Below are 14113 nucleotides of genomic sequence, written 5' to 3' on the forward strand. Positions count from 1 at the left end.
TATGCAAATAGTGTGAAATGGACCTCGGAGACAGCTATTTTTCAGTGTGAGGTTTGTCCTGTACGTTTGCAAATTTGACTTAAGCGGGAGGTCCATGAAGGTTAATAACCAGTCGTGATGTAAAACTGATTTTAAAATACTTTCTTTGGGTGAGTATTTGTAGATAAAAACCGACAGGGCAGAACCGTCGGTATTCATGTTATTTAGAATGAGTCAATAGTCCTGCTAAGCAAGAACGTCTAATTCTGCACTATCAAGACTAATTCAACTCTGCGATTGCAGGCTTTACCTGAGGCGTTTTGGTTAGTACAAGCCGGAACATACTCGCCGTAACCACGGGTGAAAATCGAGTTCTTGTCGACATTATTTCGCATCAGTTGTTGCTTAACCGCATTGGCCCGGTTGACTGATAAGCGATCATTACTCTGTGCTTTACCAACGCTGTCTGTATGGCCGTCAATCACCACATCTATATCTGGTTGGCGGGATAGATAACGGCTCAGGGTATTCAGCCAGCGGTTGGAATCGGCCGACACTTTGGCGGAACCGGTATTAAAGTGAATGGTGTTTTTAAGCCTCACCATCACGTGATTACCGGGCAGTACCTCATAATCGACACCGTTCTGGCGCAGGAAGGTGGCCAGTGAGTTGTACTCGCTAAGACTCATTTTGGCCTGTTGAGTGTTAGGCTGCGGCGTGTATTCGCGCTTGGCATCAGAGGTTACTTTGACAGCTGCTGACCTTTGACGATTGGCATAACCCCACTCTGGGTGGCGAAGCTCAGCGTCGCTTGGGGCAGTATCTAACATGTTGCCACCAAATACCCTGGCCTCAGAAGACATATTGCTGCAACCCGTCAGAAGCAGCAGTAATGGAAGAGCGATATACTTCATGCGACACCGTCAGTCTAATTTATTACTGTTCACTATATCGGCCAAACTGGCATAACTTTAATAGTATTGCGGATATTTTGTTGCTTGTATGCCTGGCTGGTCAGGTCATGATTTGAAACAGTATGATCTACGATTTTTGTCTTTCCTGGCTTTACCTTAGTTTGTCGGCAGGTACAATCAGTCCTCGGTAAAATATTACATTTAACTCGTACTTAGTTGGCAGGAATCGCCTATGTCTAAAATCATATTTCCCCTCGTCATTATTCTGTTGGCGGGCTTTTTTATCTATCGAATCTGGACGAACAGCAAAGTGGCAGAGCAAAACTTTGCTGCTGGCCAGGCATTTCTGGCTGAAAATGCCCAGCGCGAAGGCGTCATAACTACAGAAAGTGGATTGCAGATCCTGGAACTGCAACCAGGTACCGGAACCGAGCACCCATCCGCCAGCAGTCGGGTTAAAGTGCACTATCACGGCACTCTGTTAGACGGCAGCGTGTTTGATAGCTCTGTAGATCGTAACGAGCCGATCTCGTTTAATCTCAACCAGGTTATCCCTGGTTGGCAGGAAGGATTGCAAACTATGGTAGAAGGGCAAAAAGTACGCCTGTTTATTCCAAGCAATCTTGCCTATGGCAAAAATGGCACGGGCCCTATTCCACCTTCAGCCACATTAATCTTTGACGTTGAATTACTGGAAATTCAGTAATCGCAGCTATCAAGAAACAGAAAAAGCCGCAACCATGCGGCTTTTTTATCTCTGACAGCCAGTTACTTAAGGCTTAGGGTAGAACACCAGTTCATCGCCCTCGACCATCATGCAATCCATACCGGCAGCATGAGCGGCTTGCAGACCCAAAGGCGTATCTTCAAATACTAAACAGTGTTCAGGTTGAAGTTGTAGCAGCCGGGCAGCTGCCAGAAACGTATCCGGATTGGGTTTGTGATTCTCTACATCCGTTGCCGTAACCACCGCATCCAGCTTATCCAGTAATTGGTTTTCTTTCAGCAAGCGCAGTGCACTCTCCCGCTGACTGCCGGTACCCACAGCCAGTTTCTTTTTACCCAGGTAAAATTCCAACACTGCGGTGGTCTGAACTTTGTGGCTGCCGTGATTATCCTGATCGATAAAGGCGTTCATCTTAAACAGTGACACTTGCTGTTCGTCCAGCTGCAACTGATAAGTCCGGTTGATTTCGGTGGCAATTTTAAAGCTCGGCATTCCCCCCATACTGTGCAGCCACGCCTGGTCAAATGGGAAACCGAATTGTTTGGCCGTCTGCTGCCAGGCTTCAAGGTGTGCTGGCATAGTATCGATCAGGGTACCATCCATATCAAAAATTAACCCCTGATAACGATCATATAAATCACTTTGCATTTCAAAAACCTATATTAATAATCTTAAAATTTACACGACATCTTTACACTCTTTTGTTAGCATGCAGCCGTAATTTTTTATTTGCTGTATTTTTGATATCGGTGCCAACATATACAGCGCAATTATACTTTCAATCCCCCCAGCGACCACGCCGTTTTCACTTACAGGACATTTATGAATATTAAGAGCAAGCTCTATGCACTCGGTGGTGCATCTATTCTGGGTATTATTGCCCTGCTAATGACGACCAGCTATTTTTCCCAGACAGCCAGTCACCTCAATCAGGCTAACAACCTGGTTAAGCAGTTGGAAGTTACTTTGCTGAATCTACGCCGGAATGAAAAAGATTTTTTGCTGCGAAAGGATGAAAAGTACCTGGATAAGTTCAATCAGAACGCTGCAACGTTTCTTCAGCAAGAGCAGGAATTAGCGCCTATCCTGGTTTCTTATGGATTGCCATCCAGCCAGCAGCTTAAACAGGATCTGGTTAGCTACCAGCAAGGTTTTCAAAAGCTCGTTCAGGCTTTTATTCAGCAGGGGTTGAGTGATGAACAAGGCTTGAACGGTGACTATACCCGCCAGCTGGAATCACTAAAATCCACTGCCAATGCCGACCAGTTACTGGCGCTGATTGAGCTGGACCTGCTGGTACAGGCAGGCCGCCAAGAAGCAACACAAATGACCAACACTGGTGGCCCAACGCTACAGGGAGCAGTCGCGGCGCTGGTACGCCAGAAACAACTGATCGGCGTCAGTTATAATCAGGGACTGCTTGGCGAAGTACGCTCACTTTCCCACACCGTAGAAGATCAGTTCAGTGAGTTTGACCAAGCTTTAACAGAACACGCTCAGCAAACCACCCAGACCAATACGCTTATTGAACGAAGTGTCAGTGGTGCGGTTATCGTGCTTATTCTACTGCTGATAGCTCAGTTGACCCGCTCAATTAATCTGCAGGTCAACCGGCTACTTAGCGTCATTCAACAGATTGCCGAGACTAACAATGTCGCCATGCGCGCTAATCTGAGCGGCAATGATGAACTGGTGGCTATAGGGAATTACTTCAATCAGCTTCTGGAAAAACTGCAGCAGCTGATCAGCGGCACCCAGACTAAAGCGAATCAATTGTCCGGCAGCACCCAGAACATGCACAATGAACTGCAAGGCGTTATTGAACAATTCCATGTCCAGGCCGACCACACCAACAGTATGGCGACCGCCGTACAGCAAATGGTGGCAACCATCAGTGAAATTTCAGAAAGCACCTCGGTGGCGGTCAATGTTGTTCACCAGGCAGCGGACAATGCCCAGCAGGGCCGCACCGTTGTGCAGTCAACTTTAAGTAATATCGATGTATTGGCCACGACTTTGGATGAAAGCCAGCGCTCGATCCAGTCTCTGGACGGCAGCGTGGTCAGTATCAGTGGTGCGGTGAATATCATTCGTGAAATCGCAGAGCAAACCAACCTGCTGGCATTGAATGCGGCCATCGAAGCAGCACGCGCCGGTGAACAGGGTCGTGGTTTTGCTGTGGTAGCCGATGAAGTGCGTGCCCTCGCCCAGCGTACCCATGAATCGACCGAGGAGATCACCAAAGTGGTTGCTGAAGTTCAGTCACAGATGTCTCTTGTAGTCAGCCAGATAGAGCAGTGTACCGATCAGGGGCAACAAACGGTGACGGCATCACATCAACTGGATACCAGCCTGAGCCAAATCATCAACGATATGACCAATATTCAGTCGAATTCAGAGCGCATCGCCTCTGCGATTGAAGAACAAGGTGTGGTCATGAATCAGGTAAGTGAATCGATTACCGAGTTGAGCAGTATTTCTGATGAAAACATGCGCTCAGCGCAGCACTGCCTGGAAGAGGTTGATGCGGTAGCGGTGCAGGCACAGGAAATGGACAGTGCTGTGGCTGAATTTAACACTCGCTAACGATTACTCTTACTCACCAATTTCCTATCAAAAAACTAAAACGGCAGCCGAGGCTGCCGTTTTCATTCGTTGTGCATTATTCATTCTGCAATCCGTTCAGCATAGATTAGCTGATTACAGATGCGCTAACCAGACATCCTGCTCACGCAGTTCCACCCGCCAAACCCTGACACCGTGTTCCGGTTGCTCCAGACACTGCCCGGTTTGCAATGAGAAGTGCTGCTTGTACAGTGGTGAAGCCACACATAACTCCCCATTCAGTTCGCCGACAATGCCGCGTGACAACACGTGAGCACGACCGATAGGGTCCCAGTTCTGAATCGCAAACACTCCCCGCTGTGGAATATTAAACAGAGCAACCTGCATCTCTTCGATCAGTGCCACCTTTCCCTGATACGGGGTCAATGATTCTATCGAGCACAATTTAATAGTCATGTTCAATCCTCCTGTTTTACCGGAATGCGTTGTTCCCGCACCCGCTCGTAGGGCGGCAATACCAGGTTGGGGTCAACATTGATATACGGGTTAAATTTCGCCAGTTTGTCCGGCGATTCCAGCGTGGTTTTCCATTCACACTGGTAGCTGTCGACCACCGACTGCATCTGCTGTTCCAGCTCATCACAGAGGTTAAGAGAGTCTTCCACCACCACTTGTTTCAGGTAGTCGATGCCCCCTTCCAGATTATCCATCCAGGTCGAGGTACGCTGCAGACGATCGGCAGTTTTGATGTAGAACATCAGCACCCGGTCGATCAGAGTGATCAACTGCTGCTTATCCAGATCCGATGCGAACAAGTCAGCGTGTCTTGGCCGCATACCGCCATTACCACAGATATACAGGTTCCAGCCGTTTTCAGTGGCAATCACCCCGATATCTTTACTCTGCGCCTCAGCACACTCCCGGGTACAGCCGGATACGGCAAATTTGAGTTTATGAGGAGAACGCAGACCTTTGTAACGATTTTCCAGTTCAATCGCCAGGCCGACCGAGTCATCCACACCATAGCGACACCAACTGGAACCCACACAAGATTTCACCGTCCGTACCGACTTACCGTAGGCGTGTCCGGTTTCGAATCCGGCATCGATCAGGGTCTGCCAGATAGCCGGTAGTTGCTCAAGCTGAGCGCCGAACAGATCCACCCGTTGCCCACCGGTGATTTTGGTGTATAAATCGTACTGTTTCGCCACCTCACCCAGAACGATCAGTTTGTCTGGCGTGATCTCTCCGCCGGCCACTCTGGGCACCACGGAGTACGAGCCATCTTTTTGCAGGTTGGCCATGTAGGCATCGTTGGAGTCCTGCAACTGGCTGTGTTGCGGTTCCAGAATGTGCTCGTTCCACAGCGAAGCAAAAATTGACGCCGCGGTCGGTTTACAGAGATCGCAACCGAGTCCATGACCATGCTTACTCACCAGGGTATCAAAGTCCTTGATTCCTTCTACTTGGCACAGATGATACATCTCCTGACGGGTTAGCTCGAAGTGTTCACAAATATGGTTATTCACTTCCATGCCCATCGCCGCGAGCTGCTCATCCAGGACACTCTTGACCATATTGCTACAACCACCACAACCAGTCCCGGCTTTAGTAACGGCTTTCAACTGAGCCAGATCCTGGGCGCCCGCCTGGATAGCCTCCACCAGCGTTCCCTTAGTCACATTGTGGCAGGAACAGATCATGGCATCATCGGACAGGTTGCCTTTCAGTGCTGAACAATCCAGCAGCAGGTTGGCGGCATGTTCCGGCAGTACAGTCTGGTTCTGGTAACACTGGAACAGCGCATCATAATCACTGCTGTCACCGACCAGTATCGCTCCCAGCAATTGGGTACCGCTTTGATCAACCACCAGCTTTTTGTACACGCCGTCGACACTGTCCTGCAAACACATCTCTTTGGCACCCGGGGTCTGCTTATGGGCATCACCGATAGAACAGACGTCCACGCCGAGCAATTTGAGCTTGGTGCTCATGTCAGCGCCCTTGAAAGCGGCCTCACTCTGGCCGGCCAGTTGACTGGCGACCACTTTTGCCATGGTGTAACCGGGGGCCACCAAGCCGAATATCCGTTGCTGCCATAAGGCACATTCGCCAATAGCAAAGATGTTGTCCTGGCTGGTCTGGCAGCTGTCATTGATGACAATCCCGCCCCTTTCTCCCACCTCAAGACCGGCCTCACGTGCCAAGGTATCCTGCGGGCGAATACCGGCAGAAAAGACAATCACATCCACTTCAAGCGGATCAGCATCGGTAAACACCATTCGGTGTCTGGCCGTTTCACCGTCGATGATACATTCAGTGGCCGTACTGGTATGTACGCTGAGCCCTAGTTGCTCAATCTTATCTTTCAGCAAAGCCCCTGCCATATCATCCAGCTGCACCGGCATCAGTCTGGGGGCAAATTCGATCACGTGGGTTTCAAGTCCGAGCAGGCGCAGTGCGTTCGCGGCCTCAAGACCAAGCAGTCCACCGCCAATCACAGCGCCGGTTTTGGCACCGTTGCAGGCCGTGCGAATGGCCGACAAGTCATCCAGCGTGCGGTAAACAAATACGTTATCACGTTCTTTGCCCGGAATTGGCGGTACAAACGGATAAGACCCCGTCGCCAGCACCAGTTGGTCATAGCCTAACTGGCTTTCGCCATCAAGCGTGACCCGGTTGTTTGCCGGTTCAATGTGAGTCACCTGACGGCCCAACACCAGCTCAATACCGTGTTTCTGGTACCACTCTTCACTGCTGAGCATCAGTTGCTGGTGATCCTTGCCGGAAAACAGCGCCGATAGCTGTACCCGGTCATAGGCAATAAAGCGCTCTTCACCAATAACCGTGATACGTTTTTGCAGATGCAAACCTTTTTCCACCAGCTGAGCCACCAGGTGATGGCCCACCATACCGTTACCTACTATTACAATTCGATCCATGTTTAATTCCTCTAAGCTGTTTTCACTAACGGCTTGTCCTGGCTGACGCCCGCTTCGTTTTTGGCCTGCTTTTCATACAAGAAACGAAGTACGTCCTGCCGGTAGGACTGGTATGTAGCGTTCTCGGCCAGCTGAACCCGATTACGCGGTCTTGGCAGGTCAATATTGAGCACCTCTCCGATAGTGGCCGCCGGCCCGTTGGTCATCATCACTATCTTGTCTGACAGCAGCACCGCTTCATCCACATCGTGGGTGATCATGATCACCGTGTTATTCAGCTCGGCCTGAATTTTCATCAGCGCATCCTGCAGGCGGGCCCGGGTAAGCGCATCCAGCGCGCCAAATGGTTCATCCATCAGCAGGACTTTGGGCTTCAGTGCTAATGCCCGGGCGATACCAACCCGTTGCTTCATCCCACCGGATATTTCATCCGGCCTTTTGTCGGCGGCGTGTTGCATCTGGATCAGTTCCAGATAGTGTTCAACCTCACTGCGTATGGCTTGTTTGCTCTTATTCTTGCTGACCTGCTTTACTGCCAGCTCCACGTTCTGGTACACCGTCAGCCACGGCAGCAGTGAATGGTTCTGGAACACCACCGCCCGTTCGGGTCCCGGTTCGGAAACTTCACGCCCATCCAGAATCACCCCGCCGTCGGTCGCGATATGCAGACCGGCGATTAAATTCAGCACGGTGGATTTACCGCAACCGGAGTGGCCAATCAGGGAGATAAATTCGCCTTTTTGTACCGGTAAGTTAACGTTTTTCAGGGCCACAAATTCGCCGTTGGGGGTTGGGAAACGCATTCCCAGTTGAGTCAAATCTAAATATGCTTTCGACATCCTGTTCTCCTTGATTTCCCTAGCGCAACTCTTGCTGTTTATCCCAGGACAACCACTTCTGCAGTTGCAACATGCCGCGGTCCAGCAGCAGGCCGATAAAGCCGATGGCGATCACCGCCACCATGATCCGGCCCAGTGATTGCGAGCTGCCGTTCTGGAACTCGTCCCAGACGAATTTGCCGAGCCCCGGGTTCTGTGCCAGCATTTCGGCAGCGATCAACACCATCCAGGCAATACCCAGTGACAAGCGTAAGCCGGTGAAAATCATCGGAATCGCTGAAGGCAGAACGATGGTTGTGATGTGCTTGCGCCAGGAAAGGCGCAGCACTTTGCTGACATTGAGCAGGTCTTTATCGACACTGGTGACACCTACCGCGGTATTGATCAGTGTTGGCCACAGGCTACACAGCGCAACTGTCAGCAGTGAGTTGACAAAAGACTTGGCAAACAGAGGGTCATCACTCACATACACCGCACTGACCACCATAGTTACAATCGGTAGCCAGGCCAGTGGCGAGACAGGTTTTAACAGCTGGATTATCGGGTTAAATGCCTGATAGAGGCCGGAATTGAGCCCCAGCACGATCCCCAGAGGGATGGCAATCAACGACGCCAACAGGAACCCACAGCCGACCGTGACTAAACTGGTGCCAATCTGGTCAAAAAAGGTCGGCTTGCCGGTATACGGGCGGATTTTCACTTCTGCATTGGGATCCTTGGCCAGTTTGGCCGCGTTGCGCTTTTCCTGACGGGCGACAAACGCGTCTGCTTTATCACGTTGCTGCCAGTGCTCATCTACCAGATTGGAAAACTGGGTATAAGTTTCCAGCGGACCCGGTAAGGTACCGAGTGAGGTTTCTACCTGACGGGCCATAAAATGCCACGACAGCAGAAACGCCAGCAGCCCCAATACTGGCAACAACATCAGTTTGCTGCGGTTGGCGACCAGCTTTCGGCTGGGAAATAAGGCAATAACATTGTTCGACATAACGACTTCCTCTTTCTTTAAGTCCGATACATTCTCGTCTTGGGCGTTATAAGTGGTTTAAACCTTGTCATCCCCTTTCAAGCCGATGGTAAACTTGCCGAGATAAGCATTGGGGTAGCGACCGTCGTAAACGATGTTGTCGATAAAGTGAGTCTGCGGCGCACGGAAACCGTCTTCTTGGCCGAAATTAGGAAAGTCTTTATCAGTCAAAATGCCGTCTTCAATCAACGCTTCAGCGGCCTGCTGGTAGATATCCGGGCGATACACTTTTTTGGCGATATCCATGTACCAGTCATCACTTTTTGCATCCGCTATCTGTCCCCAGCGGCGCATTTGCGTCAGATACCAGATGGCATCGCTGTAATACGGATAGGTGGCGTTATGACGGAAGAAGACGTTGAAATCCGGAACAGAACGTTTATCACCTTTCTCGTATTCGAAGGTACCGGTCATTGAGTTGGCGATAACCTCTGCGTCCGCACCGACGTACTGGCTTTTCGACAACATGTTGACCGCCTCTTTACGGTTGGCGTTGTTGTTTTCATCCAGCCAGTGAGACGCACGGATCAGCGCTTTCACGACCCGAATATGGGTATTAGGGTATTTTTCAGCCCAGGATTTAGACACACCGAACACTTTTTCCGGGTTGTTTTTCCAGATTTCATAGTCGGTAACTACCGGTGCACCAAGCCCCTTAAACACCGCCTGCTGGTTCCAGGGTTCGCCGACGCAGTAACCTTGGATGGTACCCGCTTCCATAGTGGCCGGCATTTGCGGCGGCGGCGTTACGCTCAGCAGTACATCGGCATTGAGCTGGCCACTGTTGTCACCGGATTTTGGCGCATAGAAACCGGGATTGATGCCACCCGCGGCCAGCCAGTAACGCAGTTCATAGTTGTGAGTGGATACCGGAAATACCATACCCATATTGAAAGGCTTACCCTTATCTTTGTAACTCTGCACCACCGGCTTAAGCGCATCTGCTTTTATCGGGTGAACGGGTTTGCCATCCGCCTGCATCTCCAGGTGTGGCTTCATCTGCTGCCAGGTATCGTTCGAAACGGTGATCGCGTTACCGTTTAAGTCCATGCTAAATGCGGTGATCACTTCTGCCTGGGTGCCGATGCCAATGGTCGCGCCTAGTGGCTGGCCTGCCAGCATATGCGCGCCATCCAGTTCGCCGTCTATGACACGGTCCAGCAACACTTTCCAGTTAGCCTGTGCTTCCAGGGTCACGTAGAGCCCCTCGTCTTCAAAAAAACCTTTCTCATATGCCACAGCCAGCGGGGCCATATCCGTTAGCTTGATGAAGCCAAATTTGAGATCTTCCAGTTCCGGTTCTCCCAGTTCAGCGTGAACCGCTGTCGACATCCCGACCATTATGGCCGTGCCAATCAGCAACTTTTTAAAAGTTTGTTTCGGTTTTACTGTGTACTTGTCCATTGAGTTACTCCTCACACTTCCAATTTGTGCAAACAAAAAAGGCGCCACTGCCATTAAGCAGTAGCGCCTTTGCCGGGAAACCCATCATCATTGGCGGGTTTCAAGCCCATTCCGATAACCAGCCAGGGCCGTCGGTTGGGTCAATGTTTGCGAATTTGTTGGTTTTAAATGTTTGCCGGTTTGTTCTCTGGTTTCCCGTTACCGCCGTTGATAACCCTAGAAACCAAATGTGAAACTAACCTGACAGTCATTTTTCCGTTTACCATTACTGTTAAGTATTCCAAATAGCGTGCCAAGTTATTTTATTATTAATAATCATAATCTTACGTAAACCTGGCCAGTTTGCCCTTTTTTTGATGTCTGCTGATAGTGCAACCTGCACCAAGTAAAAAAAAACGCCCTAACCCCAAAGAGGTAGCTGATTATTCAGCCTGTTCGACGGAAGTGAGAATGTTTTTGGCAATCTGAATCATGGGCTGACTGGTTTTCATGGCTGAATTTCTCATCGCCGCATAGGCGGTATTTTCGTCTACCTGGTGTATTTTCATTACCACACCTTTGGCTTTTTCTATCAGCTTCCTTTGCTGCAATTTTTCATTCAGCAGGTCTATTTCTGCCTGCATACCTTGATACTGCTGCCGGACCTGTCCTGCATGGCTGAGCCAGGCTACCAGGTCAATATCGAGCGAATAAGGCAACAACACTGAACCCCGCAAAGAGCTCATGTTGTTGTTTTTAATATGCTTTATGTGTTTTAACAGAATGAGTAGCGGACGGGATAACTCAGCGCATAACGTTTGGATCTGTCGTAGTTCAGCGCAGGGTTGCTGCCAGGAGAGCAGCACCTGAGCGTCAGGTTGCTGCTTGATTAAATCGGCGAGTTTGCCAAACGGACAGCTTAAAATGTCGTCGTGGCTTTGCGCCAGTAACTGGCTCAGCGGAGCCAGTTCTTGCGTGTCTTCACAGCATAAGATCAGCGGTGTTTTGCAGACCAGAGTGCTCATATTTATTCCTTGTCGTTACATCAACTACTTTTTGATAACTTCAAGGAATGTGCCAAAGTTGAAATTGAGCTTGTTCTTCTCGCTGACAGCCAACTAACATGTTGTTTAAAAATGACTTATTACTCGGCTATTGGTTCTGGCCGATCTAAGCCAGTCGTTTCCCCGCGCAATAGTCACGCCAGAGAGTTTCAGCTTGCTGATAGGCGCTGGCAAAATTGCCCAGCTCCGCCAACAGCACGATCGCCATGGTCGCAACAACAGTATGCGCCATCATATTGCGCTCAGCCTCAGGGGTATCAAACGGACAATCGGGTGCCATCGGTAGCTCGTTTTCCATTAACTCTTCAATATACTGCTCATCCACGCGGCCATTGTGGCTAATCCAGACAGTCTGGCTGACTTTGGGGTTATATTCTGACTCGCCAGACTGGCCTTTGAAAGAGACCACTGATTCACTGCGCTGGCCAAGCAGGCTTTCTACTTCCGCATGCAGCTGTTGAAAGCCAGGGTGAAAACTACCACGCAAACCAATACGGGCATTGCCGGGGTTAAGCGCCCGGACCACGGTATTGATTGGAGTTCGTAAGCCGTATCTGGCCCGCCAGCCAATCATGGTTTGCGCCTGGGGTGCGAAATCAGCCAACGCCAGGTAGGCAATGTTATGCTGATCCAGCAGCTGTCTGGCTTGTTCGGCGCTGTCTGCCCGTGGGATCTGCAACGCGTTTAGATAGTGTTCTGCGTGTTCGCGGTTGCTGTCACCATCACAGTAGCCGTGCAAGAGCACCTTATAACCCTGCTTAGCCAACAGCTTCGCCGCCAGCAAATGCCAGGGTTTACCGGCACTGAGCCGTTTACCTGCATAGCACGGCCAGTCAATGTCGGCACCGATCTTCGGGACTCTCTCCTGAAAGGCACGAACGAAACCGGCGATTTCCTCTTTGGTTTCATTCTGTACCCGAATCAACATCAGCAGCATTGCCATCTGGTCATCGTCACACTGGCCGGAAAGGTATTCATCCATCACCAACCTGGCCTGATCATAACTCAGCGGCTTACGTCCCCGCTCACCCCGGCCTACGGTTCGGATACATTCTAATATGGTGCTCATAGTCTTCCTTTACGCGTACTGTCTGGCAGCACTCATCACTGTGGTCTGTAACCGATCCCGCAGTTTGACGACTTCGCCGACAATGATCAATGCCGGACTTAACCCTGCCAGCTTTTCCGCCATCTCAGGAAGCTGGTCAAGCGTTAATTGATGCACCTCCTGCTCTCGGCTACAACCTTTACCGACAATGGCAACCGGTGTAGCCCCTGACAGCCCCTGGCGTTTTAATCCGGCTTCAATTTCCGCTGCCTTTTCCAGTCCCATATAGAACACCAGCGTCTGACCACTGCGCACCAGGCCACCCCACTGATCGAACGCGCCCGAGACCAGGTGTCCGGTTACCAGAGTTACGCTGCGGGACACTTGCCGGTGGGTCAGAGGGATCAGGCTACTGGCTGAACAGCCCAATGCCGCGGTAATACCCGGCACGACCTGATACGACACCCCCGCAGCAACCAGCGCCAGAGCTTCCTCTCCGCCACGGCCAAATACGAACGGATCGCCTCCTTTTAGCCGCACCACATGTTTGCCGGCCTTAGCCTGTTCAATCAATACCTGATTGATTGCCTCCTGTCCCATACTGGGGCGGCCACAGCGCTTACCAACATAAATCATTTCTGCATCCGGATTGGCAAAATCGAGAATATCCCGACCGACTAAACGGTCAAATACCACTACATCGGCCTGCTTAAGCAGGCGTACTGCCTTGAGGGTCAGCAGTTCTGGATCACATGGCCCTGCGCCCACCAGATGAACAGTACCGGCGGCAGACCCATTTCTTGTTTGCTTGTCCATTGCCAAGGCTGAAAGATCTGGCGTCGACAGGATGTCCCGACAATCCCGGTGACGGGTAAATGCCGATGTTTCTGTTTTGGTTTGCGGTTTGATCGGTTGTTCACGGCTCATAAGCGCCTCCTATACATCCATGTTGCGCACGACAAGGTCTTGGCTTGGTGCCGTTTGTCCGTCTTTCGCGATTTCGATTAAGTTGTTGATCTCCGGAATACAAGATCCGCAATTGGTGCCACATTTTAGCTGGCTCTGTAGCTGGGTAAGTGACGCACCACCAGGCTGGTTAAGCAGTTGCACAATCTGCCGATCGGTGACCCTGAAGCAGCTACAAATCAGCCGACTGCTTTGCTCAGCGGCGATGGTTTGCATCAGTTTGGAGAAATTAAGCGGTTGGCCAATCTGTGGTTTCAGCTCGTTGTAGTCGGCATGAATCGGCTGACTGGAGATAACCATCACTCCAGACATAGTGACAGTGTCACTTAGAATTTGGCACTCGATGCCGATCCAGCCATGTTCTATTTCCAGGATCAGGCTGCGTTTATGGTCCATGGCTCTGAACTGACTTTTTTCAAAATCGCTGAGCATAGCAAAACGCCAGATACCGACACCCTTATCAGCCTGGAAGCTGACATAATCGGCATGCTGGGACGCAAATTTTTGCCCCAGGTAGAGTCCGTAGCTTTTCACTCCGGCGCACTCTATTTGCACCTGGCTGGATTTGAACGCCGGCTGGCCGGATATCGGATCGACATCAGCCGCTACCACCCGGTTGATTTGGGCTTGCCCGCCATAGTCTCCTGCCCAGTGCATCG

General features: G+C 50.7%; 13 protein-coding genes. 2 read left to right on the forward strand and 11 right to left on the reverse strand.

Annotated elements, in window-relative coordinates:
- Window positions 1–239: 239 nt before the first annotated feature.
- Entirely contained in the window at window positions 240–893 is a 654-nt protein-coding gene (locus ACQY6F_RS16170) for an OmpA family protein (protein ID WP_428775875.1), read from the reverse strand.
- Between the two features lie 232 nt (window positions 894–1125).
- Between ACQY6F_RS16170 and ACQY6F_RS16175 the strand changes: the two genes are divergently transcribed.
- On the forward strand, window positions 1126–1599 hold the full coding sequence (locus ACQY6F_RS16175) for an FKBP-type peptidyl-prolyl cis-trans isomerase (protein ID WP_428775877.1): 474 nt from the start codon (window positions 1126–1128) through the stop codon (window positions 1597–1599).
- 66 nt (window positions 1600–1665) lie between these two features.
- Here the strand turns inward: ACQY6F_RS16175 and ACQY6F_RS16180 are convergent, their stop codons facing one another.
- Window positions 1666–2268: a beta-phosphoglucomutase family hydrolase gene (locus ACQY6F_RS16180; RefSeq protein WP_428775878.1), complete on the reverse strand. Its 603-nt coding sequence runs from the start codon at window positions 2266–2268 to the stop codon at window positions 1666–1668.
- 174 nt (window positions 2269–2442) lie between these two features.
- Between ACQY6F_RS16180 and ACQY6F_RS16185 the strand changes: the two genes are divergently transcribed.
- Window positions 2443–4206 (forward strand): methyl-accepting chemotaxis protein, encoded by a 1764-nt coding sequence (locus tag ACQY6F_RS16185; RefSeq protein WP_428775879.1) that lies wholly within the window; start codon window positions 2443–2445, stop codon window positions 4204–4206.
- Window positions 4207–4320: 114 nt separating this feature from the next.
- Here ACQY6F_RS16185 and nirD read toward each other — a convergent pair whose 3' ends face one another.
- The 9 genes from nirD to ACQY6F_RS16230 all read right to left on the reverse strand — a co-directional run.
- Window positions 4321–4641: a nitrite reductase small subunit NirD gene (gene nirD / locus ACQY6F_RS16190; RefSeq protein WP_428775881.1), complete on the reverse strand. Its 321-nt coding sequence runs from the start codon at window positions 4639–4641 to the stop codon at window positions 4321–4323.
- Between the two features lie 2 nt (window positions 4642–4643).
- The gene (gene nirB / locus ACQY6F_RS16195; RefSeq protein ID WP_428775883.1) at window positions 4644–7127 is read right to left on the reverse strand and encodes a nitrite reductase large subunit NirB; all 2484 of its coding nucleotides are present in this window, start codon (window positions 7125–7127) and stop codon (window positions 4644–4646) included.
- An 11-nt stretch (window positions 7128–7138) separates the two neighbouring features.
- Window positions 7139–7966 (reverse strand): ABC transporter ATP-binding protein, encoded by an 828-nt coding sequence (locus ACQY6F_RS16200; RefSeq protein ID WP_428775885.1) that lies wholly within the window; start codon window positions 7964–7966, stop codon window positions 7139–7141.
- 19 nt (window positions 7967–7985) lie between these two features.
- Entirely contained in the window at window positions 7986–8954 is a 969-nt protein-coding gene (locus ACQY6F_RS16205) for an ABC transporter permease (RefSeq protein WP_428775887.1), read from the reverse strand.
- A gap of 57 nt (window positions 8955–9011) precedes the next feature.
- Window positions 9012–10334 (reverse strand): CmpA/NrtA family ABC transporter substrate-binding protein, encoded by a 1323-nt coding sequence (locus ACQY6F_RS16210; RefSeq protein WP_428775893.1) that lies wholly within the window; start codon window positions 10332–10334, stop codon window positions 9012–9014.
- A gap of 485 nt (window positions 10335–10819) precedes the next feature.
- A complete protein-coding gene (locus ACQY6F_RS16215; RefSeq protein ID WP_428775888.1) occupies window positions 10820–11401 on the reverse strand; it encodes an ANTAR domain-containing response regulator in 582 nt (193 codons plus the stop codon).
- Between the two features lie 145 nt (window positions 11402–11546).
- Window positions 11547–12509 (reverse strand): glycosyl transferase family protein, encoded by a 963-nt coding sequence (locus ACQY6F_RS16220; protein WP_428775889.1) that lies wholly within the window; start codon window positions 12507–12509, stop codon window positions 11547–11549.
- A 9-nt stretch (window positions 12510–12518) separates the two neighbouring features.
- On the reverse strand, window positions 12519–13415 hold the full coding sequence (gene cobA / locus ACQY6F_RS16225; RefSeq protein WP_428775890.1) for a uroporphyrinogen-III C-methyltransferase: 897 nt from the start codon (window positions 13413–13415) through the stop codon (window positions 12519–12521).
- 9 nt (window positions 13416–13424) lie between these two features.
- A partial coding sequence (locus tag ACQY6F_RS16230) for a (2Fe-2S)-binding protein (RefSeq protein WP_428775892.1) occupies window positions 13425–14113 on the reverse strand: 689 nt, incomplete at its 5' end.

Origin of the sequence: Vibrio sp., from assembly GCF_050299255.1 — a bacterium.
Lineage (GTDB): Bacteria > Pseudomonadota > Gammaproteobacteria > Enterobacterales > Vibrionaceae > Vibrio.

Excerpts from the sequence above, each read along its gene's own strand:
- ACQY6F_RS16220 (WP_428775889.1), bottom strand. The coding sequence starts at position 12,509 with ATGAGCACCATATTAGAATGTATCCGAACCGTAGGCCGGGGTGAGCGG.
- ACQY6F_RS16175 (WP_428775877.1), top strand. The coding sequence starts at position 1,126 with ATGTCTAAAATCATATTTCCCCTCGTCATTATTCTGTTGGCGGGCTTT.
- ACQY6F_RS16200 (WP_428775885.1), bottom strand. The coding sequence starts at position 7,966 with ATGTCGAAAGCATATTTAGATTTGACTCAACTGGGAATGCGTTTCCCA.
- nirD (WP_428775881.1), bottom strand. The coding sequence starts at position 4,641 with ATGACTATTAAATTGTGCTCGATAGAATCATTGACCCCGTATCAGGGA.
- ACQY6F_RS16185 (WP_428775879.1), top strand. The coding sequence starts at position 2,443 with ATGAATATTAAGAGCAAGCTCTATGCACTCGGTGGTGCATCTATTCTG.
- ACQY6F_RS16170 (WP_428775875.1), bottom strand. The coding sequence starts at position 893 with ATGAAGTATATCGCTCTTCCATTACTGCTGCTTCTGACGGGTTGCAGC.
- ACQY6F_RS16215 (WP_428775888.1), bottom strand. The coding sequence starts at position 11,401 with ATGAGCACTCTGGTCTGCAAAACACCGCTGATCTTATGCTGTGAAGAC.
- nirB (WP_428775883.1), bottom strand. The coding sequence starts at position 7,127 with ATGGATCGAATTGTAATAGTAGGTAACGGTATGGTGGGCCATCACCTG.
- ACQY6F_RS16210 (WP_428775893.1), bottom strand. The coding sequence starts at position 10,334 with ATGGTCGGGATGTCGACAGCGGTTCACGCTGAACTGGGAGAACCGGAA.
- cobA (WP_428775890.1), bottom strand. The coding sequence starts at position 13,415 with ATGAGCCGTGAACAACCGATCAAACCGCAAACCAAAACAGAAACATCG.
- ACQY6F_RS16205 (WP_428775887.1), bottom strand. The coding sequence starts at position 8,954 with ATGTCGAACAATGTTATTGCCTTATTTCCCAGCCGAAAGCTGGTCGCC.
- ACQY6F_RS16180 (WP_428775878.1), bottom strand. The coding sequence starts at position 2,268 with ATGCAAAGTGATTTATATGATCGTTATCAGGGGTTAATTTTTGATATG.